This is a genomic window from Paramagnetospirillum marisnigri (assembly GCF_001650715.1).
Taxonomy (GTDB): Bacteria; Pseudomonadota; Alphaproteobacteria; order Rhodospirillales; family Magnetospirillaceae; genus Phaeospirillum; species Phaeospirillum marisnigri.
Genome location: NZ_LWQT01000077.1, coordinates 95,162 through 117,994, shown reverse-complemented (window position 1 = coordinate 117,994; position 22,833 = coordinate 95,162). Strand labels below are relative to the sequence as shown.

The 22,833-nt window shown below is 55.6% G+C and carries 20 protein-coding genes; 13 read left to right on the top strand and 7 right to left on the bottom strand.

Annotated features, from left to right (window positions below; all coding sequences use genetic code 11):
* The first annotated feature begins 69 nt into the window (after positions 1-69).
* From A6A04_RS14870 to A6A04_RS14830, 10 genes are all read left to right on the top strand, one after another.
* Positions 70-2,859: a class I SAM-dependent DNA methyltransferase gene (locus A6A04_RS14870; protein ID WP_068494509.1), complete on the top strand. Its 2,790-nt coding sequence runs from the start codon at positions 70-72 to the stop codon at positions 2,857-2,859.
* Positions 2,856-3,917, top strand: a complete 1,062-nt coding sequence (locus tag A6A04_RS21815) for an AlbA family DNA-binding domain-containing protein (protein ID WP_082914957.1) — start codon at positions 2,856-2,858, stop codon at positions 3,915-3,917. The genes A6A04_RS14870 and A6A04_RS21815 overlap by 4 nt, the downstream gene beginning before the upstream one ends.
* Positions 3,907-4,116: a hypothetical protein gene (locus A6A04_RS22430; RefSeq protein WP_156612631.1), complete on the top strand. Its 210-nt coding sequence runs from the start codon at positions 3,907-3,909 to the stop codon at positions 4,114-4,116. Before A6A04_RS21815 ends, A6A04_RS22430 begins: the two co-directional genes overlap by 11 nt.
* Complete coding sequence (locus tag A6A04_RS14860; protein WP_068494226.1) at positions 4,097-6,157, top strand: DEAD/DEAH box helicase; 2,061 nt, start codon at positions 4,097-4,099, stop codon at positions 6,155-6,157. Before A6A04_RS22430 ends, A6A04_RS14860 begins: the two co-directional genes overlap by 20 nt.
* Positions 6,150-7,358 (top strand): GIY-YIG nuclease family protein, encoded by a 1,209-nt coding sequence (locus A6A04_RS14855; protein WP_068494224.1) that lies wholly within the window; start codon positions 6,150-6,152, stop codon positions 7,356-7,358. The genes A6A04_RS14860 and A6A04_RS14855 overlap by 8 nt, the downstream gene beginning before the upstream one ends.
* Before the next feature lie 8 nt (positions 7,359-7,366).
* Complete coding sequence (locus A6A04_RS14850; RefSeq protein WP_068494222.1) at positions 7,367-8,671, top strand: HEPN/Toprim-associated domain-containing protein; 1,305 nt, start codon at positions 7,367-7,369, stop codon at positions 8,669-8,671.
* Between the two features lie 221 nt (positions 8,672-8,892).
* Entirely contained in the window at positions 8,893-10,050 is a 1,158-nt protein-coding gene (locus A6A04_RS14845) for a hypothetical protein (RefSeq protein ID WP_068494220.1), read from the top strand.
* A 3-nt stretch (positions 10,051-10,053) separates the two neighbouring features.
* Entirely contained in the window at positions 10,054-11,037 is a 984-nt protein-coding gene (locus A6A04_RS14840; protein ID WP_068494218.1) for a hypothetical protein, read from the top strand.
* Positions 11,038-11,327: 290 nt separating this feature from the next.
* A complete protein-coding gene (locus A6A04_RS14835) occupies positions 11,328-11,897 on the top strand; it encodes a tyrosine-type recombinase/integrase (protein WP_068494217.1) in 570 nt (189 codons plus the stop codon).
* Between the two features lie 85 nt (positions 11,898-11,982).
* Positions 11,983-12,390 (top strand): hypothetical protein, encoded by a 408-nt coding sequence (locus A6A04_RS14830; protein WP_068494215.1) that lies wholly within the window; start codon positions 11,983-11,985, stop codon positions 12,388-12,390.
* Between the two features lie 262 nt (positions 12,391-12,652).
* Here the strand turns inward: A6A04_RS14830 and A6A04_RS23210 are convergent, their stop codons facing one another.
* From A6A04_RS23210 to A6A04_RS14800, 7 genes are all read right to left on the bottom strand, one after another.
* A complete protein-coding gene (locus A6A04_RS23210) occupies positions 12,653-12,775 on the bottom strand; it encodes a 7-cyano-7-deazaguanine synthase (RefSeq protein ID WP_407670274.1) in 123 nt (40 codons plus the stop codon).
* A complete protein-coding gene (folE, locus tag A6A04_RS23545) occupies positions 12,772-13,641 on the bottom strand; it encodes a GTP cyclohydrolase I FolE (protein WP_322096820.1) in 870 nt (289 codons plus the stop codon). The genes A6A04_RS23210 and folE overlap by 4 nt, the downstream gene beginning before the upstream one ends.
* A 1-nt stretch (position 13,642) precedes the next feature.
* Positions 13,643-14,257: a 7-carboxy-7-deazaguanine synthase gene (queE, locus tag A6A04_RS14820; RefSeq protein WP_068494213.1), complete on the bottom strand. Its 615-nt coding sequence runs from the start codon at positions 14,255-14,257 to the stop codon at positions 13,643-13,645.
* Positions 14,254-14,865 carry a 6-pyruvoyl trahydropterin synthase family protein gene (locus tag A6A04_RS14815; RefSeq protein ID WP_082914956.1) on the bottom strand — a complete coding sequence of 204 codons (612 nt, stop codon included), beginning with the start codon at positions 14,863-14,865 and terminating at the stop codon, positions 14,254-14,256. The genes queE and A6A04_RS14815 overlap by 4 nt, the downstream gene beginning before the upstream one ends.
* Positions 14,866-14,966: 101 nt before the next feature.
* A complete protein-coding gene (locus A6A04_RS14810) occupies positions 14,967-16,469 on the bottom strand; it encodes a hypothetical protein (protein WP_068494209.1) in 1,503 nt (500 codons plus the stop codon).
* Between the two features lie 3 nt (positions 16,470-16,472).
* On the bottom strand, positions 16,473-17,900 hold the full coding sequence (locus A6A04_RS14805) for a hypothetical protein (RefSeq protein ID WP_068494207.1): 1,428 nt from the start codon (positions 17,898-17,900) through the stop codon (positions 16,473-16,475).
* Between the two features lie 3 nt (positions 17,901-17,903).
* Entirely contained in the window at positions 17,904-18,872 is a 969-nt protein-coding gene (locus A6A04_RS14800; RefSeq protein WP_082914955.1) for a DNA adenine methylase, read from the bottom strand.
* Positions 18,873-18,963: 91 nt separating this feature from the next.
* Here A6A04_RS14800 and amrS point away from each other — a divergent pair, with 91 nt between their 5' ends.
* The 3 genes from amrS to A6A04_RS14785 all read left to right on the top strand — a co-directional run bounded on the left by amrS (position 18,964) and on the right by A6A04_RS14785 (position 22,823).
* The gene (amrS, locus tag A6A04_RS14795; protein WP_068494203.1) at positions 18,964-20,172 is read left to right on the top strand and encodes an AmmeMemoRadiSam system radical SAM enzyme; all 1,209 of its coding nucleotides are present in this window, start codon (positions 18,964-18,966) and stop codon (positions 20,170-20,172) included.
* A gap of 69 nt (positions 20,173-20,241) precedes the next feature.
* Positions 20,242-21,243 (top strand): lysylphosphatidylglycerol synthase transmembrane domain-containing protein, encoded by a 1,002-nt coding sequence (locus A6A04_RS14790; protein WP_068494201.1) that lies wholly within the window; start codon positions 20,242-20,244, stop codon positions 21,241-21,243.
* Positions 21,244-21,317: 74 nt separating this feature from the next.
* Positions 21,318-22,823, top strand: a complete 1,506-nt coding sequence (locus tag A6A04_RS14785; RefSeq protein ID WP_068494200.1) for a leucyl aminopeptidase — start codon at positions 21,318-21,320, stop codon at positions 22,821-22,823.
* The last annotated feature ends 10 nt before the right edge of the window (positions 22,824-22,833 follow it).

Here is a 22,833-nt window from a genome sequence, read left to right as displayed (position 1 = left end):
GTACAAACAATAAGCGCACTTGAAGCCTTTCGTGCGCCCTGAGAGCCGTTGGATTGGGAGCCGTCGCCTGTGAACGCCGTTGAGATCGAACAAGCCATCTCCGAACTGGCCGAGCAGCCTTTCGACCCTGCGGAATTTCCTTTCGCCTTCCTGGAAGCGTTCGGCAACAAGGACGCGACGCTAAAGCGTCTGCGCACAGGCGCGACCAACGGCTCTGACGTGGCAGGCGGCGTATGCCAGCGCAGCAACATCCACCTCGCCACCTGCGCCGCCGGAACCGTTTCGGCGACGCTGACCAAACTGAAGGACAGCCCGGCCACCACCAAGAACAAGGTGAAATTCATCCTCGCTACCGATGGCGACGAATTTCAGGCCGAGGATATGGCGTCGGGTGAGGTGGTGGCCTGCACCTATCCCGACTTCCCCAATCATTTCGGTTTTTTCCTGCCGCTGGCCGGGATCACCACGGTCAAGCAAATCCGCGAAAACGCCTTCGACATCCGGGCGACCAGCCGCCTGAACCGGCTGTATGTGGAACTGCTGAAGGACAATCCCGATTGGGCGGCGGCGGATCGGCGCAGCGACATGAACCATTTCATGGCCCGCCTGATCTTCTGCTTCTTTGCCGAAGACACCGACATCTTCAACGGTTCCGGCCTGTTCACCGCCACCGTCGATCAGATGAGCGCCAAGGACAGCAGCAACACCCACGAGGTGATCAGCGCCATCTTCCGCGCCATGAACACCAAGTTCTCGACCCCGGAACGGGCCGAACTGCCGCGTTGGGCAGGGGTGTTCCCCTATGTCAATGGTGGCCTGTTTTCCGGCAGCACCGATGTGCCGCGCTTCAGCAAGATTGCCCGGTCCTACCTGCTGACCATCGGCAATCTGGATTGGCGGCAGATCAACCCGGATATTTTCGGGTCCATGATCCAGGCCGTGGCCGATGACGAGGAACGTGGTGCGCTGGGAATGCACTACACCAGCGTTCCCAACATCTTGAAGGTGCTGAACCCGCTGTTCCTGGATGATTTGCGGGCAAAGTTGGAAGAGGCGGGCGATAATCCGCGTTCGCTGCTGAACCTACGCAAGCGCCTGTCGAAAATCCGTGTCTTCGATCCGGCTTGCGGGTCGGGCAATTTCCTGGTCATCGCCTACAAGCAGATGCGGGCCATTGAGGCGGAAATCAACATTCGGCGGTGCGAGGCTGACCGCAGCAGCGAAATTCCCCTGACCAATTTTCGCGGCATTGAACTGCGCGAATTTCCGGCGGAAATCGCCCGCCTTGCCCTGATCATCGCCGAGTTCCAATGCGATATTCTATATCGCGGGCAGAAGCTGGCCTTGGCCGAATTTCTGCCGCTGGATTCCCAGAACTGGATCACCTGCGGCAATGCGTTGCGGTTGGATTGGCTGAGCATCTGCCCGCCCACCGGAACGGGCGTGAAGCTCCATGCCGAAGATCTGTTCCACACGCCGCACAATCAGGCGCAGATCGATTTCGAAAATGAAGGTGGTGAGACATACATTTGCGGGAACCCACCATACAAAGGAAGCAAGTACCAGACGCCTGCACAGAGGGGGGACCTTGAGGCCGTTTTTGATGAAGTTACGGATGGCTGGAAGCTCTTGGATTATGTGGCGGGCTGGATAATGAAGGCAGCGCTGTACGGGGGTAAAGTCGAATGCATCAGCGCATTCGTTTGCACAAATTCAATATGCCAAGGCGTTCAGGTTCCGACACTTTGGCCGTATGTTTTTAAACAAAATCGGCAGATTCTGTTCGCATACAATTCATTTAAATGGTCCAACCTTGCGAGCCACAATGCTGGCGTGACAGTTGTCATCATTGGGCTATCGTCGAATGAAATCGCACGCCAAAAGAAGTTGATCGAAACTACTCGCGACGGTGCGTCAGTCGTTCGGCTTGTCTCCGATATTAACGCCTATCTTGTTCCATCCAGAAGCATTATTGTAGAGAAGAGGGGCGGTCGCAGGGACAATATCGGCGAGATGGATTTTGGGAATAAAGCTGTCGATGGGGGATATTTATATCTAACTCGCGACGAAAAAGAGGAGCTTGAGCACCAATATCCGATTGCAGCAAAATATGTTCGTCGTGTTTTTGGTGCTACTGAGCTTGTGCGAGGCATCGAGCGGTATTGTCTTTGGATTCAGGACAGTGATGTTGAAGAAGCTGCCAATATAGAGCCAATTTCAATTCGACTGGATGCAGTCCGGAGGATGAGGTCGGAAAGCAAGAAGGCCCCCACTCGTGCGGGTGCAAATCAACCTCATAAATTCGAGGAGAGGCGGCAAGTTGGAAATGAGAACATCATCGCATTGCCCCGCATCACGTCAGAAAATCGCGACTACATGCCCGCCAGCTTGCTGCCTGCGGGGACGATCATCAGCAGCCAGCTATTCGGTTTCTATAATAAGGAAGTGTTCCTCTTTTCCCTCTTAGTTTCCAGATTGCACTGGGTATGGATGGGGACTGTTTGCGCGAGAATGCGTACAGATTTTTCTTACTCCAACACCCTTGGCTGGAATACCTTTCCCATTCCTCCGCTCACAGAGAAGAACAAGGCCGACCTGACCCGTTGCGCCGAAGACATCCTGTTGGCGCGTGAAGCGCATTTCCCGGCCACCATTGCCGACCTCTACGACCCGGAAACCATGCCCGACAACCTACGGGCCGCCCATGAACGCAATGACGAGGTGTTGGAGCGCATCTATATCGGTCGCCGGTTCAGGAATGACACGGAGCGGCTGGAAAAGCTGTTCGAGATGTATAGCCAGATGGTTGACGGATTGAAAAAATCAACACCAAGTAGCGCTAAGGCATCAACGCGATGAGCGAGCTTCTTGAGCTGAATATTGACCACGACACCCTTCGTGTCACGAACAGAGAAAGTGAGCACAGGGAGTTCAAGCTATCTTTTGACATGGATAAAATTTGGAAATACGCCCAAACGATTGCGGCGTTTGCAAATAGGGATGGAGGTGTAATTTTCTTTGGAATCAAGAATTCACCTAAAGAGCTTGTTGGCGTGTCGGGGGCTGAACCGGAAGATTTAGTGGTGGCAAATTTTCTTAAGGAATATTTTGAGCCAGAAATACAATTTATTATTGGAAGTAAAGTGCTGCACGATAGAAAGGTTCTGTACATTCTCGTTAGCCCATCCGGAGATAAGCCGGTAATTTGCAAGAAAAAGAAGGTTCAGCAATTCAGGGAAAAGGGCAAGGCAGATCAGGAGCTATTGCGTGAAGGGGCCGTGTACTATCGATATTCATCGTCAAATGGCGAGATAAAGCATCCTGAGTTAAGGAAGATATTGGATGAAAGAGTGCAGAGGGTTTTCCATTCACTTGTTGATAATATCACGCTGATCAATAAAGTCGGGCATGATCGAGTAGCTATTGTTGATGCTGCTGGGCTGAGTGGGGACGATAAAACTGCAACCGTCTATATAACGACAGAAACTGCTAAAAATATGAACTGGATACGCAAGGGTCGTTTCTCCGAGACCGAAAACGAAGCCGAAAAAGCATTCTATGTTGTTAGAGAGGTTGAGATTAAGCATGGGGTCGAAATTGAGAAGCCCATCCCCACCGATCCAGCAATAACGCACCCATTAACGAAAACGGCTCTCATAAAAGCAGTAGGAATTGGGTCTAATTATATAGATGCCATTTTATGGAAATTGGGCTTATCTGACAATAAGGCATATCATTTTAAACAAAGTCATGGAAAGTCTATGTTCCACAAATTCACAGAAAACGCTCGGGATGAAATTCTTAAAATATACCCGCTAAACATGAGCGACAGGAAAAATGCTATAAAGAAAACACATGTTGAGTATTCTGCATATAAAGCCAATACGATGGCAGAGGAAGGGGCGCATGAGCGATAGCCTGACTTCACCGCCTGCGGGTTATGCCATCGACCAGCTGGCGACGGCCCTAGGTGCGGCCATCCCGGACATGAAGGGGGCGCCAAATATCAGTTGGCCCGATCGCTGCCTGCCGAACTTGAAACCAGTCTGCCCAGCATTGAACAAATCGAGCATGAATTGGCGAAGGATGATGAGCGATGACCCGTTTCGCCGATAAGGGCGCGATCCCCTCGGTTTCCGTCACCTATGCCCAGACCGGCAAATCGGCCAAGGCCAACGAGCTGGGCATGCGGCCCATGCAGGAACGCGTTTATGAAAAGCGGGGCGAACAATACCTGCTGATCAAGTCGCCGCCCGCATCGGGCAAAAGCCGGGCGCTGATGTTCGTCGCCTTGGACAAGCTGCAAAAGCAGGGCCTGCAACAGGCCATCATCGTTGTGCCGGAACGGTCCATCGGGTCCAGCTTCAATGACGAGCCGCTGTCCAAGTTCGGCTTTTGGGCCGATTGGGTGGTGGTGCCCAAATGGAATTTGTGCAACGCCCCTGGCGATGATGGCGGCAAGGTCAATTCGGTCAAGACGTTCCTGGAAAGCGGCGACAAGGTGCTAATCTGCACCCATGCCACCTTTCGCTTCGCCGTTGACCGCTTCGGGATCGAGGTTTTCGATAACCGGCTGATCGCCGTGGATGAATTCCACCATGTCAGCGCCAGTCAGGACAACAAGCTTGGCGCACATCTGGGCCAGTTCATCGCCCGCGACAAGGTGCATCTGGTCGCCATGACCGGATCGTATTTCCGGGGTGATGCCGTGCCGGTGCTGGCCCCGCTGGATGAAGCCAAGTTCGAGACGGTGACTTATACCTATTACGAGCAGTTGAACGGGTATGAGTATCTGAAGGCCTTGGACATTGGCTATTTCTTCTACACCGATGCCTATACCGACCACATCATGCGGGTACTGGACCCGACGGAAAAGACCATCGTCCATATTCCCAGCGTCAATTCGCGGGAAAGCCTGAAGGATAAAATCCGCGAGGTGGAACACATCCTGAGCGCCCTTGGCGATTGGCAGGGCGCTGATCCGGCCACCGGCTTTCAGTTGATCACCACGCCGGATGGCCGAAAGCTGAAGGTAGCCGACTTGGTTGATGATGACGCGGCCAGGCGCGACAAGGTGGTTGCCGCCCTGAAAGACCCTGCACACAAGAACAACCGCGACCATGTGGACATCATCATCGCGTTGGGGATGGCGAAAGAAGGCTTTGACTGGATTTGGTGCGAACACGCGCTGACCGTGGGCTATCGCTCCAGCCTGACCGAAATCGTCCAGATCATCGGACGCGCCACCCGTGACGCGAAGGGCAAGACCCGCGCCCGTTTCACCAATCTGATCGCCCAGCCAGACGCAGCCGACGAAGCGGTGAACGAGGCGGTCAATGACACCCTGAAGGCCATTGCCGCCAGCCTGTTGATGGAACAGGTGCTGGCCCCTCGCTTCAATTTCGTTCCCAAGACGGCTCAAAGCGGCCCGCAGGAAGGCTTTGATTACGGCGAAGGCGGATATGATCCTAACCGCTGCAATGTGGGCTTCAGCGAGGAGGCCGGGGCGTTCCAGATCGAGATCAAGGGGCTGGCCGAACCCAAGAGCAAGGAAGCCACCCGCATTTGCAAGGAAGACCTGAACGAGGTGATCACTGCCTTTGTTCAGGATAAGACCGCATTGGAACGCGGACTGTTCGACCCGGAACTGGTCCCCGAAGAACTGACCAATGTGCGCATGGGCAAGATCATCAAGGACCGCTATCCCGAATTGGATGCCGAGGATCAGGAAGCAGTGCGGCAACATGCTGTCGCCGCGCTCAACATGACCCAGCAGGCCAAGGCCATCACCCTGAACAGCGATGACGGCATGGCCAAGGGCAACACGGCATTGATTGACGGTGTACGGCAATATGCCATGGACGTGCGCGAACTGGACATCGACCTGATCGACCGGATCAATCCGTTCGGCGAGGCCTACGCCATTCTGGCAAAGACCATGAGTGAAGAGAGCCTGAAGCAGGTCCAGGCCATTATCAACGCCAAGCGCGTGAATTTGACGCTGGAAGAGGCCCGTGAATTGGCCCAACGCGCCCTGAAGTTCAAACAGGAACGAGGCCGTCTGCCGTCCATCACCTCGGCCGATGCATGGGAAAGACGCATGGCCGAAGGTGTTGCCTTCCTTCAGCGCAAGGCTGCCGAGGCCAAGAATGATTGATCAATCTGATCTTGAGCTTCTTGATGCCCTTGGGGTTGAGGTGGAGCCGGAGCGCAAGGGAACGCGCACAGCCCGCGAAGAACGCATTATTGCGGGTTTCGAGGAAATCCAGCGCTTCTATGACAGCCATGGCCGTGCGCCCCGTCACGGTGAAGACCGCGATATTTTCGAGCGCCTTTATGCCGTGCGCCTGGACCGTCTGCGGGAACTGGAAGATTGCCGCGCCTTACTGTTGCCGATGGACCGGCAAGGCTTGCTGAGCGGCGACTGCACTGCCGATGCAGCGGTCGGCGAAACCATGGACGACGACGCATTGTTGGCGGCACTTGGCGTTGAGGCCGGTGGTGGCGTGGACGACTTAAGCAACCTGCGTCACGTCCGCTCGGTGGCCGAGAAACGCGCCGCCGAAGAAATCGCCAATCGCACCAAATGCGAGGATTTCGACAAATTCAAGCCGCTGTTCGTTCAAGTCCAAAAGGAACTGGATGCGGGCATTCGGCAGACCCGACCACTCAAAATCGGTGGCGAGGTTCGGCTGGAGGAAATTGCGCTTGCTGCGTATTTCATCGTCGGCGGTCAGAAAGCGTATATCGCGGAAATGGGCGAGGAATTCGTCACTGAGTATGATCGCCGAGATCGACGGTTGCGGGTTATATATGACAACGGGACCGAGGCGGAGGTTTTGTCACGGTCCTTTCAGCGGGCGTTGCATCGAGACGACGCGGCCCGAAGGATCACTGATCCTTCCGCTGGCCCGCTGTTTGACAACGTGCAGGCCGATGGCGATACGGAAAGCGGCACGATCTATGTCCTGCGCAGCAAGTCCGACCATCCCGTTGTCACCGCTCATCGGGAGGTGCTGCACAAGATCGGCGTGACCGGCGGCAGCGTTGAGCAGCGGATCGCCAATGCCAAGCTTGACCCTACCTACTTGATGGCCGAGGTCGAGGTAGTTGCCACCTACAAGCTGTGCAACATCAATCGGTCCAAGCTGGAACACCTGATCCATCGCTTCTTCGAGCCTGCCCGGTTGAAGATCGAAATCATGGACCGCTTCGGCAACCCGGTGTCGCCCAAGGAATGGTTTCTGGTTCCCCGCTTTGCCATTGATGAAGCGGTTGATCGGATACGGGACGGCTCGATTGCCAATTTCACCTATGACCCTGGCAGCGCCAAGTTGGTGGGTGTGGAGGGGCGTTAGGGGGAAATGTGGGAACAGAAATTACACTCGATGTGGCTGGAGTGTCGGTCACGTACAGCAAGAACTATCGTGGGATTGATCACGGATCGATTTTTCAGGAGCCGGATCGAAAGCCAGTCAAAAGCGCTCAAATCGACTACGATTGCTACGAGAAGGATAGAGAATATCGTGCACTCGACGAGATGGCTTTCACGCGACCGCTAAAGCACGTCGTTCCACGCCTTGAGCTCCTTGGCTTCAATTTAGAGCACATACGGCGTGAATATGACGTCGTTGCCCAGAATTGGCAGGAGGAGAGGCTGTCTCTTCTGGACGAAGACGATAAGACGATTCCTGAGCTAATGAGTTTTGAGGAGTTCCGAGCATTTGCCGCTGCACATCCGCTCGACGGCCTAGACAATACCTTTATCGCGGGCACGGACGATGCGAGCGAAGCGAAAATGGTAGGGCGCTTCGACAGCGTCCAGCTCGAGCGGCTCCCCACCTACCGGCCCTATGATATCCAAGCCTATTCGGAGCGAAGCTTCTTCGGCGAGTTGGTGAATATCCTTCACCCATATTCGGTCCTTCGGCTCTTGGCGGAGACGAACGAGGATGCTCCTGTCGTCTGGCAATATGGACCGTTGGTGCAGGCCGGATGGGCGACGGAGCGAGAGTTTGTGCCGAATGCTCGGCGAACAGAGACGTTCCTGATTGCGACCGAGGGCAGCTCGGACATCCACATCTTGAAGCGGGCGCTTGAGATCTTGCGGCCAGGAATTGTGGACTTCTTTCGCTTCGTCGATGTTAGCGAGAGCCACCCTTTCTCTGGCACTGGCAACTTAGTCAAATTCGCAGAAGGGCTCGCGAAGATTGACGTACAGAACCAAGTCCTTTTTGTGTTCGACAATGACGCCGAGGGACTTGAGGCTCATCAGCGTCTGTCAGCACTTACCTTGCCTGTGAACATGCGGGGGATTATGTTGCCTGAGCTTGATGACTTCCGTTCGTTTCCCGCTCAGGGTCCTGATGGCCTCCACAACTCGGACATCAACCGGCGTGCGGCGGCGATTGAATGCTATCTCGACCTCAATGTAGGCGGTTATCCACCGGCGAAGGTGCTCTGGACGAACTACAAGAAGAGCCTCGGCGCCTATCAAGGGGCACTGGAATACAAGGAATCCTACAGCAAGGAGTTCTTGAAGCAGACAGCAGAGACGTTGGCTAATGGCGCGTATGACGTTCGCAAGATTGAAGCTGTCCTTGATCTGCTTATTGCGGAATGTACGGCGATTGCGGTCGACCAGCAGGTTTCCCAGATCTCTTATCTATAACCTGCGCTTCATCTCGAAGCCAAATTGCCCGCGTTCCGGAAAGTTATCCGTATTAAGGTAAGCGTGAGCCTAACCGTCGCCGCGTCTGCACTTGTAGTACAGCGTGATGCCATCCGCTTCATAGAAGATGACGCGGTCCTCTCTAGCGGCTAATGTACCTGAGGATCGTCATTGTCACACGCATTCACCATAAATAGCGTGATTTCTAGCATAGGTGCTTTATGAAGTTTGAAGTTGTCGGAATAGATTATGACAATCGCATTGATAACTTTATGATAAGTGCCAGAGCGGATTACGAATGGTATCTAGAAAAGACGCAGGGATCTGAGGAAAACCTCGCCATCCAGCGCGACATCATTAGAGGCTCCAAGCCATACAAAAATCTCAGAGCCGACCTCAAGATGGGCTGCATATTGCCCACGATAGTTCTCGCCGTTCGAAATATCGATGCGTCGGTCACGGGTAATTACAATGTAAATGATGGATTCATATCTGCGACGAGAGCTGACCTGGATTCATTGCAGAATGCAATCGCGAAGACTACACCCGTCGACGTCGATATCGTCGATGGTCTGCAACGGACCAACGCCCTTCGCCAGACTCTTGCGGAATTAAATGACGATGAACGTTCTGTCTTCCTTCTGCGGTCCCTGCGCCTTGAAATCTGGGTAAACATTGCCTTCTTCCCACTCGCGTACCGCATGTTGCTATTGAACGCCGGCCAGCGTCCGATGTCGATGAAGCACCAGATTGACATTCTATCGGGAGGCTTAGCTGAAGACCTTCAGGATCTTCCTGGTATCGAAATTATACGCCTCAAGGACCACAAACGCCGAGTCCGTCCAGGGCAATTTCACCTCTCGACGTTGGCACAGGCCTTTCAGGCCTGGATGCAAAGGAGCCCCAACGTTGATCGAACCAACCTCGTGGTCGAGACGATGGTAGTAGATGAAGCACTGGAATCGCTAGGTATCGACTTGACCGACAACAACGGCAATCAGCGTGACGGGTTTCGTCAATTCGTAGATTGGCTTCTGCGGCTCGACAGATCTCTTGGAGAAGAGCAAAACCGCTTCTTCGGAAACGATACTGTAGTGCTTGGATTTGCCGCAGCTATCGGCTTTGCGCACAAGAATGAGACGCTACAGGACCGCCTTTCCAACGCGATGACGAAGATGATCCATGATGCAGAGATGGACAAGGAAAACCCTCTTGGGGTGTTTACCTTCGAGCAAATCCGCAAGAGCATTGATGCGAAGCGTAGCAATGTCGGCGAGGCAACTCGTGCATTAGTTTTCAGGGCAGTGCGTGAATACATCATGCAGGATGGGACCAGTCCAATGATAGAATGCTGGACGCAGTCGGCAAGCATGATGTAAATCATGTATCTTCTTGAGGCACTTGCAATCGCGTCCGCCGAGGAGGTGGATCCGACACGTCCTTTGCAATTAGGGACGCTGGAGCTGGGAGTGGAGGCGGCTTCTGAAGCTGCCCGTATTCTCGCAGGTGGAGATTTCCCGCGCGATGTAAGTATTGATCCCCGGGATCTCACGAGGCCGTTTTATTGGACCGTAGCCCATAAGACGGAGGGGGAGGCCGAGATTTTTGGCTTCCCTCCTGGCACAGATCATGGGCTGCCCACAGCAATCGAAATAGCGCTCGTTCGTGCAGTAGCAGCTTCAAAGCCGGATCGGCACGCCATCGTCCTTGCGGGAGGTGTGGAAATCGCCATCGGCCCAGCTGTTGCGTCAAACGATTTCCGCAAAATAATCCGTGTTGTGGACCAACCTATGGCTGGCGACAGCATCCTCTTCAACGGTGCCACGCTTGCGATTATTGACGCGAACGTCAGCTCCCTTCTGAATAAGGTTGCGCTGAACTGCTTGGCCAACTCTTTCCGCACATCGCCGCTGAAGTTCCGGTTTCTCGAGCTCTATCGCGTGATGGAGGCGAGATTTCTCGCGGAGATAAAGATTAAATTGATCGCAAGTTTCGATGCCGAGCCCAACGCTGCATTGGACGATGCAGCCGAAGCTCTCAAATCCGAGATGAACCAAATCATCGGCTTGGCGGAAACCCAAAAAGATGCTTTCGAAGCCTGCTGGACGGCACTCGACCAACTCAACAACGTAAACCAGTTCGCGACCGCCCTATTTCGCAGGGTCACGAAGAAGAAAGTTGGCGGAGAGAAGTGGAAAACGGGCGCGGCTCTGGTCTATCAGATTCGCTGTGCCATCGTTCATGCTGGGGAGAAGGATATGATCTTTGAGAGCTTCCCGGACGGTGCGGAGGCCGTCAAGGCAGTACTGCCACATGTCGAGCGTGCCGCATTGTTGCTCGTCGGGGTAGATTTTCCGCAAGACTGACAGTGTTAATGTTGCGGGTCGGAGTGGGCCGCGAATGGCCGGATTCTGATAACTTTCCACGACCATGATGCGCGCGAAGCGTACATTAGGACAGCAGCAGCGAGCCCATCGTTTTTCGGAACGCCTCATCTCCAAGCTGAAGCACCCGCGTTCCGGAAAGTTATAGAATAGCAAAACCATAACCAAGCGCGGATTTCCGCCATTTTCAAAGCCCGATATCGGGGAGACCAAGGCAAAAGGTGATGTGACACTACCCATAGGATGAAAACATAACATTATGGGTGTTCGTCATGTCGCAAGCCAAAGTCCTGTCCGAAGCCGAGATGAAGCGCGTCCTGGCTGTGGTCGCCCAGCACGGCATCCTTTCCACCCGTAATCGCCTTGCTGTGTTGCTGTCGCACTGGGCAGGCATGCGGGCCGGTGAAATCGCGGCCTTGAAAATTATGGACGTTGTTAATGAAGGCTGTGCGGTTCGTGATCGCATCCACCTGTCCGCGTCACAAACCAAGGGCAACCGTGGTCGCACGGTGTTCATCAACACCAAGCTCCAGCGCGAGATCGCTCGTTATCTTGAACAGCGGGAATGGACGGACGAACGCAAGCCGCTGATCCGCAGTCAAAAGGGTGGACACTTCACGCCGACCACGATGGTAATGCTGTTCCGCCGCATTTACGACGAAGCGGGATTGGCGGATGCACGCTCGCATAGTGGGCGTCGTTCTTATTTGACGACGCTGGCAAACAAGGGTGTCTCCGTGTTCGTGCTTCAACAGCTTGCTGGACATCAAAGCATCCAAACCACCCAGCGTTATGTCACGGTCAACGAAGAGATGATGGTGAAGGCGGCTGAGTTGGCCTGAAATGTTGTAAATCGATATGACGTTCGCCAAATCATGGCCATAAGATACGCTGTGCCCGACCAACGCAAAATGGGGAGCGAGACGGATGTATCAGCACATGACCCACCGAGAGATGCGCGATGTGCAGCAGTATATTCTCAGCCAAAAGCACATGGTCGTGCCCTGTGTCCATTTTGGAGAGCCCCGTTCATGCCATGCCAATGCGAAACTCTATTGTGAAACAAATAAGGGCTGGAATGTGGTCTCGGGCTGGGTCTTACATGACGGAGAAACCGCCATGCTCCACAGCGTTGTATTCAACGTTGGCACAGGTGAATTCCTCGACGTAACGCTGTCGTCTCAGTTTTCAGAAATCAAGTTGGTCCCTGATGCTCGGTTGAAGATGGTTGAGCAGTGGGGGGCTCTCGAACTCGCGCTCGGCGACAAGCTGATGCCACCATCCGTTTCCCTCAACGTGGATTACACAGCTCCGCCCAAAACGCTGAGGTTATAGGGATTTTAGGCGTCAGCCCTTTGACCTCCACATCTTCCAGCCCTCAGCCCGCAATTTACAATTCGGACATTCCCCACATTCCATAACCCCAATCATGCATGTGGGTATGGTCGCCTTTGTAGCAGGTATGGGTGTCAAGCCGGATGATGTCGATAAGCTCCTCAGCGCCGAATCCGCAAGCTGATTAATGATGTCCAGATTGAGCAGGTGGTCTTCACCGCCAGGGTTGAGCTTGCCCAGAACAACCTTTCGGCATTCCAGTTCAATCCTGGGCTTGTCCGTAGTCGAAACCAACTGTGACAACCTTTTCGAATTTGCGCTTCGCCCAGGCAAGGCAGGTGGCGCTGTCTTGGCCGCCGCTGAAAAGAACGAGTGCTCCAGTCATTTTTCCATCCCGCTTTTCGGATTCCCGATCAAATTCATAAATTCCGAACGAACCTTTGGGTCCTCTCGGAACACGCCGGTCATGGTGCTGGTTATCATCTTGACCCGTTTCTTTTTGACGCCTCGCGTGGTCATGCACATGTGCTGGCCTGCGATAACTACGGCAACGCCTTTGGGCTTCAAAACCATGTGAAGCTTATCGGCGATTTGCGTCGTCATCTTTTCCTGAATTTGCAGCCGCCGTGCGTAAATCTCCACAAGCCGGGCCAACTTGCTGATCCCGACAACTGTCTTGTCGGGAATGTAGGCGATGTGCACCACCCCGGTGAACGGCACCATGTGGTGTTCGCAATGGCTGTCGAACTCGATGTCCGTAAGCGTCACCATCTCATCGTAGGAGCCCGTTTCCGCGAAGGTGGTCTTCAAGACCTCGGCTGCGGTGGAGTGGTAACCTGCGAAGAACTCATCGTAAGCTCGAATTACGCGGTCAGGCGTTCCGCGCAGCCCCTCGCGGTATGGATTGTCCCCCGTATAGGCAATGAGCGTTTTGATGGCCTCCATGGCCTCTTCACGTGTTGGGCGTCGATGAATGCGGTGCTGTGAATCGTACTTCAGGGCAAAGATGGCTTCGCTTTTGGCATCTTCCTCCGACTTGGCCGCGAGCGTAATCGTCACATGACGGGTCGTGCCTTCGGGCTTGCACATGGCCTCCCACGAACCAGTGCGGTCATTCTTGTTCAGGCCGACAAAGCCTTCCGGGCCGCGATAGATGATCGGAATGCCGCCAGCCTCCTTTGGCGGTGCAGGCTTCTTTCGGGACTTTTTCACGGGTTCAGAAAGCTGATCGGCGGCATCATTTTCGGCCATGCTATTCGAAGCCTCCAATCTTATGGGTCTGTAGGCTGAGGCTCCAATGCGGGTGAGCCAAGCAGTAGTCGATTGCCATTTTCATGCTGCCTTCAACACCGTCGCAGGGCTGAAGGAAGAAGTGCTTGAAACCCATTCGTTCAAAATCGGACGGATGGTTTTCAGCCTGGGGGTAGACAAGCTTCAACTCGTGCCCTTGATCTAACTTCACACGAGCATCGGCCTTGGGACTCACACACACCCAGTCCAGCTTGGCTGCAACGTCATGCTTGCCGACTGTACCATTGGTTTCCACAGCGACTTCAAATCCAGCGTTATGCAGGGCATCAACGAGCGGGATATCAACTTGGAGAAGCGGTTCGCCGCCTGTGCAAATGACATAGGGTTTCCCGCCGCCCGGCCATTTCGCTGCAATTGCCTGAACCAAGCAATCCAAGGTGTATTCATCGCCGCCAACGAAATCCGTGTCACAGAACTTGCAGATGGCGCTGGCCCGATCCTCGTCCTTGCCGCTCCACAGATTGCAGTTTGAAAAGCGACAAAAGATTGCAGGCCGTCCGCTGTGCGCCCCTTCACCCTGCAAGCTGTAGAAGATTTCTTTGACTTGGTAGCTCATCCCATAATCCCCGGATTGAAGCCGTCAGCCGTGTGATCGACCCAGCCGTTAGGCGTTTCAAAGAGGCGGATGTTGACGAGTCGAATTGGTGTCTTCTCGAAGTGCGCCTTCAAAGGCTGGTCCAGCATTTCGAACATATGGGCTGCAAGGTTCTCAGCGGTCGGGGAATACTGAACGGGCACGACCTTCATGCCGTCCGGGTCTTGTTCGCTGTAGCAGGTGCGAGGAAGCCGGATTGGCTTCTTATCCGCCGTGGAGCAGTACACGTCCAACTGCTCTGCGATTGATTCCTGGTAAAGATCTAAAATGGCTTTAGGGTCTTCACCTGGATAGAACATCTCCATCATTACCGCATCGGCAACGCTGACGATGAACGCATGGTCAAAGATGGCGTCAAAAATATCCATCATGTAGGCTTTGACATTGCCGAAATCGATGACCATGCCGTGTTCAGGATGGCCAAAGTCCTGAACAAGGTGGCCTGCACAGGTGGCGATTACGCGATACCTGTGACCATGCGGAGAACGGCACTTCGATCCGTGATCGGGGACGCGGTGTCCGCAATCAATGCCGATCTCACGATGAATGAGAGTTGGTGATCGTGACATGCGCCCCCCGGCAATTTGGCATATGGAGCATGGTGCCACGGAACGGCGGCAAAATCACCTCGCATCAAATTATCTTCTCATGCGAAGAAAAATCCCGCGATTTACGAAACCAGCATGCCGCCCAGATAGGAGCTCAACTCGGCCTCATATTTGTCCAAAACAGCGAATGGATTTTTGGCGTCGAAAACCTCATCAATCATCGACTTGATGGCCATGAAGTATTCCAACGACATGCCCCGATCACCCCGCCGCCAGCCCGGTGGCATGATGCCTTCTGCATGGATCAGATACATCATCGTCCAGACATCTTCTTGAATGCTTTGAAGCTCTTTGTGCTGGTCAAAGTGATTGGCCACACGCATGAGAAGCCTGTTCAGCATTTGATCGGAGAGGCTCCGTTCAACAGGCAGGCGCTCCAGCGCGACAAAAAATCGGTCGTGGGCATCCTTGTACATCTCGGTTTGGAGCCACAGGTTCTGGGCCATCATCAAGGATAGCGATATCCCGTCGCTCCAAGGCTGAAGATGCTTCGGCATGATGCGGTCTTTGTCTTCAGCATAACCAAACACAGGGCTCTCGAAGTCCAGCTGCTTCGGCAAATCGTCATGCCCCATTGGAAGGTCCCAGTCTTCCCAGCCCGTTTTGGGAACAACGGCTTTTCGCGTTGTCTCCAGATTTGGCCCCAAAATAGACCGCTCAAAATCGGTGAACAGAAGCCCAGATTCCCCGGCCTTCCGAAAGGCGGTGGATACATCGAAGGTGATTTGAAACTTCGGGATGCCGCTTCGGCGTATCATAATCTGGATATAGGAGTACATGACCGCAGCGGCGCTGACTCCAATGCCCAGGACATGGACATGAGGGCTGTGTTCTAAAGCCCCTTCCTGCTTCAAAAACATCAACATCCGAAGAAGGTTCTTCAGGTTCCGAAACGGTGTTTCCTCGGTTGAGGCTCCAAAGGCCCAGCCGTAATGGCGATACCTCTTTACGGCTTCATACCACTTCGTCTGGTCATCAATGGTGGAGCCATGAATGGCATGCAGGAAGCGAACGTTTTCATTTTTGTTGGGACGGCTTTCGTAGAACGCCAGATTTTCAAGGGTGAACGCCAAGCAGTCAGCAGGGGTTTTGAGCGCCTTGTGATCGGCTGAAGCGCCAAAGGTAGGGGCATCAAGCGACAACGAATAATCGGCAACGGCATCGATCCAAGTAAAAAGCCGCTCGCGCTTCTTGTCGATTTTCTCCGGGGAGTCCCAATCAAAGAAATCAGGAATCTTTGCCACCTGATAGCCGCCGCTATCTGTAATGAGAACGCTAGATGAGCGATCTCTTTTGAACAGGGCTGCTTCCTTGGTTGCCGCCTTCGTCAGGTCCAGTTCGGCATGGCCCGCGCTGTACATGAAATAGGGGTAGTGGAAGAATGGGCGCGTTTCACCCCCCTTGTTCCACCACCAAAGCTGCTCCATCGATTTCAGTCGCGGCGGGATGTTTTCCTGCCGTATCTCCGTGCGCTTCCGGCTGACCTTATCGAAATAGGTTGTCGAAACGCTGGGGGTGAATATGGAACGCTGCGGCAGGTTGGGCATGTCCTCGAAATAGGCCACGGCTCACCCCATGCTTGGAATCGTGAATGTAACCGCGACTTCCTTGTGGGGGCCGCTGATGAAAACACCCCCGTCACATATGCCGAAAGATGGAATACCATCAATCTGTTTGACCGCCCTCCCAACTTGTCCTTGAACCAGCTTCACCGAAGGCTGATCAGGTAATCCATCCAGCGGCAGCTTCAATTGATTCTTCGCGCACTTAACGTGCAGGGAGCCTTCAGAAGAGCTGATCGTCGTGAATTTTCCCTTCCAGCCCACTTCCACCGTTAGCTTTCTAGCGGTGTCGTCGTTAATGGCCACCGTGCTCTCGCACACAAAGTTTGGGGCGGTCGGCGGGGCGGGCACAGCTTCGACACGCCAACCGTCAATCTGCTCTGTGCCATCCGGGGCGCTCCAATTCACACCTTCGTACTGGAGCACTTTGTAGATAGCTTCCGGGTCTGGCAAAGCTTCTTGATCTTTGGCGTAAACTTTAACGGCGCTTTCCTGCACCTCCCAAACAAACCGCTCATCACCGACGCCGAGGGACAACCCAAGCAGTCGATCGATACCCTTTTCGTCAAAGGTTACGCCATCAGGCACATCCAGCTTTTGGGTGACGAAGTGGATAGCACCACAGCCTTTCAAAGCCCCAAACAGGGTTACTTTGGTGGCATCTCCGTCGTGCTCAAACTGCATGTGGCGCTGGGCTCCTTTTGGAAGCAGGGAGCGCATCCGCAATGCATCTGTTAGCGGTTTGCGAATTTTTTCAACGACAGCATATTCGTTGATGGCCTTGCGGATATAAGTGGCATCGAGCGGTGCTCGCCAAAGCTTCACCTTGCCATTCTCTCGCTTGATCAGGAGAGCTCCCAATCCATCATCATTGGGGTTCAAAAGGGCATCAAGGTCCGCTGCCGACAAGGTGATGGCATTCTCGTCAAAGGAGTGTGTGCAAGCATTGTCTAGTCGCTTGAGCAATCCCTTGTCGCTGGACCGGGCCTTGCCGCGTCCTTGTGACTGGACAAACTCTTGGCATTGCCCGGCCTCACGGTAAATCTCCGTCGCAGAGCGTGATGCCAGTTCATCCCCTAACGCACTTTCGTTCCACTGCTTGTAGTGGGCATAGGCGAGAATGGTCTGGTATTTGGAAATGGCGGCAGCGCTGGGGAACTCGTAGGTGTTCTTTTGGGTCGTGCTCGTTGTTCCAAAGCAGGCCTTCACCACATCAGTCCACCAACTGGTGTCGTTGCGAGAAGGCTTTGCCCCCATATCCTGAACCAGCTTGAACAATTCGCTTTGGTCGAGCGCGAAGGTATAGCCGAAGGCAAATGCCTCAGTTAATGCCTGGTTCAAGCACTTCTCTGCGTCGGCCTCCAGCTCAACGCTTTTTACGTAAGATCCGTTGGCCGCAGTCTTCAGCTTGGTCTGATTTGCGCTCAATCCCATGTGTCATTCTCCCCCAGCCCGATGCGGCACGGCGATGGTGCCGTCCGAGTTTATGCGAGCGCCATACAATCTCCAAAGGTCTGATGATGGATCGAAATTTGCGATGAGGCGCTCGTCGCGCTTGTTTGATCCGGCGCCATCCAGGAAGGCGTCCACCTTCCAGGTCCGGCTTGCACCAAAGTAGAACAGCTTGAAGGCTCGGGGCCAAAAGCGGCGCAAAGAGTGGGTGATGATCCAGTTATGCTTGCTGGCGAGCACCGCCTCATAGAAGGCATCAAAATTGAATCCAGCACCTTCCTTGTAGATGGTTTCCGTTCCGTCATAGGGCGGGTCCATGAAGACGACGACACCTGCATCGCTTCGGCCTTTTGCAGGCTCGGACAGCAAGGGCGCGTAATCGCCATTGGTTATGGTCACGCCTTGCAGCAAGGCATGGGCTTTTCGGATGCGGGGGAACAGGTAATCGCGCGGCTTTTGGACATAGTCCCACCGAAAGTCCTTCGCACCCATGTGTGCATTGAAAGACCACATGTTGATGATGAGGAAGGCTGTAGCCGCTTCCAGCACATTGTCGCTTTGCTGTGCGGCGAATTGCTCGGTGTATAGGGATACAGCTGCGGCCTCATCCATCCGAGCTTGCTTTACAAGCCCTGTGATATTGGCTTCTAGGGCGTCCGGCATATCGCGCACGATTGTCCAGAAGCATGTCACCCGCTGATCCTTGTCGTTGATCCAGAACGGCACGTCCGGATATTTGAAGCGAGCTAGCAAGAACGATGCGCCGCCACCAACAAACGGTTCCCGATATTCCATCACATGGGGTGGCAGCCAGCGATCAATCACATCTAATGAACGGCGTTTGCTGCCGTACCATTGAAGTGGCGTAATGGGAGGCTTGCTTGGCAATCCCGGCATCGTGATTTCCCAAATTTTGAGCAGGATATCAAAATTGGGGGATTTGAGCGCGGGCATTCAAGCGCGGATTCAAGGTCAGGGCGGCATCAGAATGTGGTAAGCTTTTGCGGTGGCGAAGCCTCTTTTCCGAGCGGGAGATTGTCTCCAAGTGTTTCGCAGAACCAAGTACTGGACGAGGCTGGGTGACGGTCGCATTCAGTGTGATGTGTGTCCCCGAGAGTGCAAGCTCCATAATGGGCAGCTTGGCCTCTGCTTCAACCGAGCTGCAATACACGACGAAATTGTTCTGACGACATACGGACGCAGCAGTGGGTTTTGCATCGATCCCATTGAAAAGAAGCCTTTAAATCATTTTCTACCGGGAACACCGATCCTGTCTTTAGGAAGCATCGGCTGCAATCTAACCTGCAAATTTTGCCAAAATTGGAGCATTTCAAAAGAGCAGGATAAATTATTGAAAACGCTTGTTCAAGAATCTCAAAATTCACACACAGTTTACACACAGTTATTGAACGAAAATATCACACAAAATCAAATAGATGCAATATGTAAGGATAGCCAGAACTGGGATATCTCCAAAGCGCGCGAACTGGACAAGCTGAACGACGCCGCCGAGCCCGAGCTGATCGCCCAGGCGGCCCAGCATTTCGGCTGCCGCTCGGTGGCCTTCACCTATAACGACCCGGTGGTGTTCCTGGAATACGCCGTGGACGTGGCCCAGGCCTGCCACGCCCTGGGCATCGGGACGGTGGCGGTGACGGCGGGCTATATCAAGCCCGAGGCCCGGGCCGAGTTCTATGCCCATATGGATGCCGCCAATGTGGACCTGAAGGCCTTCACCGAGGATTTCTACCACAAGACCTGCGGCGGCCATCTCGAGGCGGTGAAGGAGACCCTGGTCTATCTGCGGCACGAGACCAAGGTCTGGTTCGAGATCACTACCTTGCTGATCCCGGGCGAGAACGATTCGCCGGCCGAGATCGACGCCCTGTCGGGCTGGGTCGCCGATGCCCTGGGGCCGGACGTGCCGGTGCATTTCTCCGCCTTCCATCCCGACTGGAAGATGACCGACAAGGACAATACCCCGCCCGCCACCCTGACCCGGGCGAGGGACATCGCCAAGGCCAACGGCCTGTTTCATGTCTATACCGGCAATGTCCACGATCCGGCGGGGGGCTCCACCTATTGCTCGGGCTGCGGCGGCCTGCTGATCGGTCGCGACTGGTACGAGCTGTCCACCTGGGCCTTGGACGCCACGGGCTGTTGCACCGCCTGCGGCACCAGATTGGCCGGAGTGTTTGAGCCGCGCCCCGGAACCTGGGGCCGCAAGCGCCAGCCGATACGCTTTCAGCGTTGAGCGGTATTCACAGATCGCGGATTCGTGCTAAAGCTTGCCGCCTTCAGTCGCCACGAGAAGTTGAGGTCAATGGTGAAGCGCTGGCTGCCTTGGGTGCTCAAGGGGGTGCTTTCGGTCGGACTCATCTGGTTCGTCTTCAATAAGGTCGACATCAATTCGGCCTGGGACCAGGCGAAAACCCTTGATCCGTTGATGCTTGCCGTTGCCCTGGGCCTGGGCGTGATCCAGGTGCTGCTGGGCGCCGGGCGCTGGTGGCTGGTGCTCAAGGCGCTAAAGGCGGCCTTCTCGCCGGTCCAGGCCTTCGTGGTCTTCTATATCGGTATCTGTTTTTCCATCATCACCCCGGTGGCGGGTGACGCCATCCGCATGTGGAAGACGCGCCGCTCCGGCCTGTCGCTGGCCACCAGCGTCAATTCGGTGATGCTGGAACGCATCATCACCATCCTGGGCTTGGTGCTGCTGGTGGCGGCGACCCAGCCTTTGCTGCTGGCCCGCGCCCCCAACATCCCGGGGTCGTGGGTGTTCCCGCTGCTGTCGCTGGTGGGCATCGCGGGCATCGTCTTCATCAGCCAACTGGACCGCCTGCCCCAGTCTCTGCACCGCTGGCGCATCGTGCGCGGCCTGGCCCATCTGGCGGGCGACACCAGGCGGCTGTTCCGTCATCCGGGCTGGAGCGGCGGCACCCTGGCCGTGGCGGTGATCGGCCACGCCAATCTGTCGCTGGAAGCCTATGCCCTGGCCCGGGGGTTGGGGCTTAATGTGGATCTGCTGGACTGTCTGGTGCTGGTGCCGCCGGTGATCCTGCTGATGACCCTGCCCATTTCCATCGCCGGTCTGGGCCTGCGCGAGACCGCCATGGTCACCGCCTTCGGCTATGTGGGGGTGGAAAGCCATTCCGCCCTGGTGCTGTCGCTGCTGTTCGGCTTCACCAATATCGCCTCGGCCCTGCCGGGCGGCCTGATCTGGCTGCTGTCGGCCGAGCATCCCCGCCCCGACGAGATCGAGCGGATGGAGCATGCGGCCGAGGACGGCTTCGACGATCAGCCGGAAGCGGCGTCGGAAAAGACTTAGCCCCCTTTCTTTCCTCGCAGGGTTCGCTACATTTGTAGCCAAGCCCCTGTCCTGTCTTCCCCGCGAGGATTTCCATGAAGATTGCGTTTTCGAAGTCGGCCCTCCCCACCGAGGGCGCCATCGTCGCCGGTGTGCTTGAAGGCAAGCTGTTGGGCGCCACCGCCCAGTCCCTGGACTCCGAGACCAAGGGCGGTCTGGCCCGTGCCATCGCCACCAGCCGCTTCGAGGGCAAGAAGGGCCAGACCCTGCTGATCCTGGCGCCGTCGGGCCTGTCGGTATCGCGCATCCTGCTGGTCGGGCTTGGCAAGGCCAAGGATCTGGATGCCCTGGGTGCCCAGGCCTTCGGCGGCACCGCCGTGGGCTCGCTGCTGTCCAGCGGCGAGAGCGAGGCCTTCATCGGCATCGACGCCTATCCGGGCTCGACCCTGTCGGCGGCGGAATTCGCCGCCAATGCCGGGCTGGGCGCGCGGCTGCGCTCGTACCGCTTCGACAAGTACATGACCAAGCAGAAGAAGGAGGACAAGCCGTCGCTGAAGAAGCTGACGGTGATGTCCGAGGCCGCCGCCGAGGCCAAGTCCGCCTTCGCCCGCCTGGACAAGGTGGCCGACGGTGTCTTCCTGACCCGCGACGTGGTGTCGGAACCCGCCAACATCATCCATCCGGAATCCCTGGCAGAGAAGGCCGAGGCGCTGAAGGAGCTGGGTATCGAGGTCGAGGTCCTGGGCGAGAAGCAGATGAAGAAGCTGGGCATGGGCTCGCTGCTGGGCGTCGGCCAGGGCTCGGAGCGCGAATCCAAGCTGGTGGTCATGACCTGGAAGAACGCCGACAAGAAGGACGAGGCCCCGGTGGCCTTCGTCGGCAAGGGCGTCACCTTCGATTCCGGCGGCATTTCCATCAAGCCGGCCGGCGGCATGGAAGACATGAAATGGGACATGGCCGGGGCCGGGGCGGTGATCGGCGCCATGGCGGCGCTGGCGGGCCGCAAGGCCAAGGTCAACGCCGTCGGCGTGGTCGGGTTGGTGGAGAACATGCCGTCCGGCACCGCCCAGCGTCCCGGCGACGTGGTCACCTCCATGTCGGGCCAGACCATCGAGGTCATCAATACCGACGCCGAGGGCCGTCTCGTCCTGGCCGATGCCCTGTGGTACACCCAGGACCGCTTAAAGCCCAAATTCATGGTGGATCTCGCCACCCTGACCGGCGCCATCGTCATCACCCTGGGCCATGAATATGCCGGGCTGTTCGCCAGCGACGACAAGCTGGCCGATCGCCTCACGGCGGCGGGCAAGGCGGTGGGCGAGCAGCTGTGGCAGTTGCCCATGGGCGAGGCCTATGACAAGCAGATCAAGTCCGACATCGCCGACATGAAGAATGTGGGCGGGCGCGAAGGCGGCTCCATCACCGCCGCCCAGTTCCTCAAGCGCTTCACCAATGATGTCGCCTGGGCTCATCTCGACATCGCGGGCATGGCCTGGGGCAAGAAGGACACCGCTACCTGCCCCAAGGGCGCCACCGCCTTCGGCGTGCGCCTGCTCGACCGGTTGGTGGCCGACTACTACGAGGACAAGGCCGGGAAGTAATCCCTCGCCC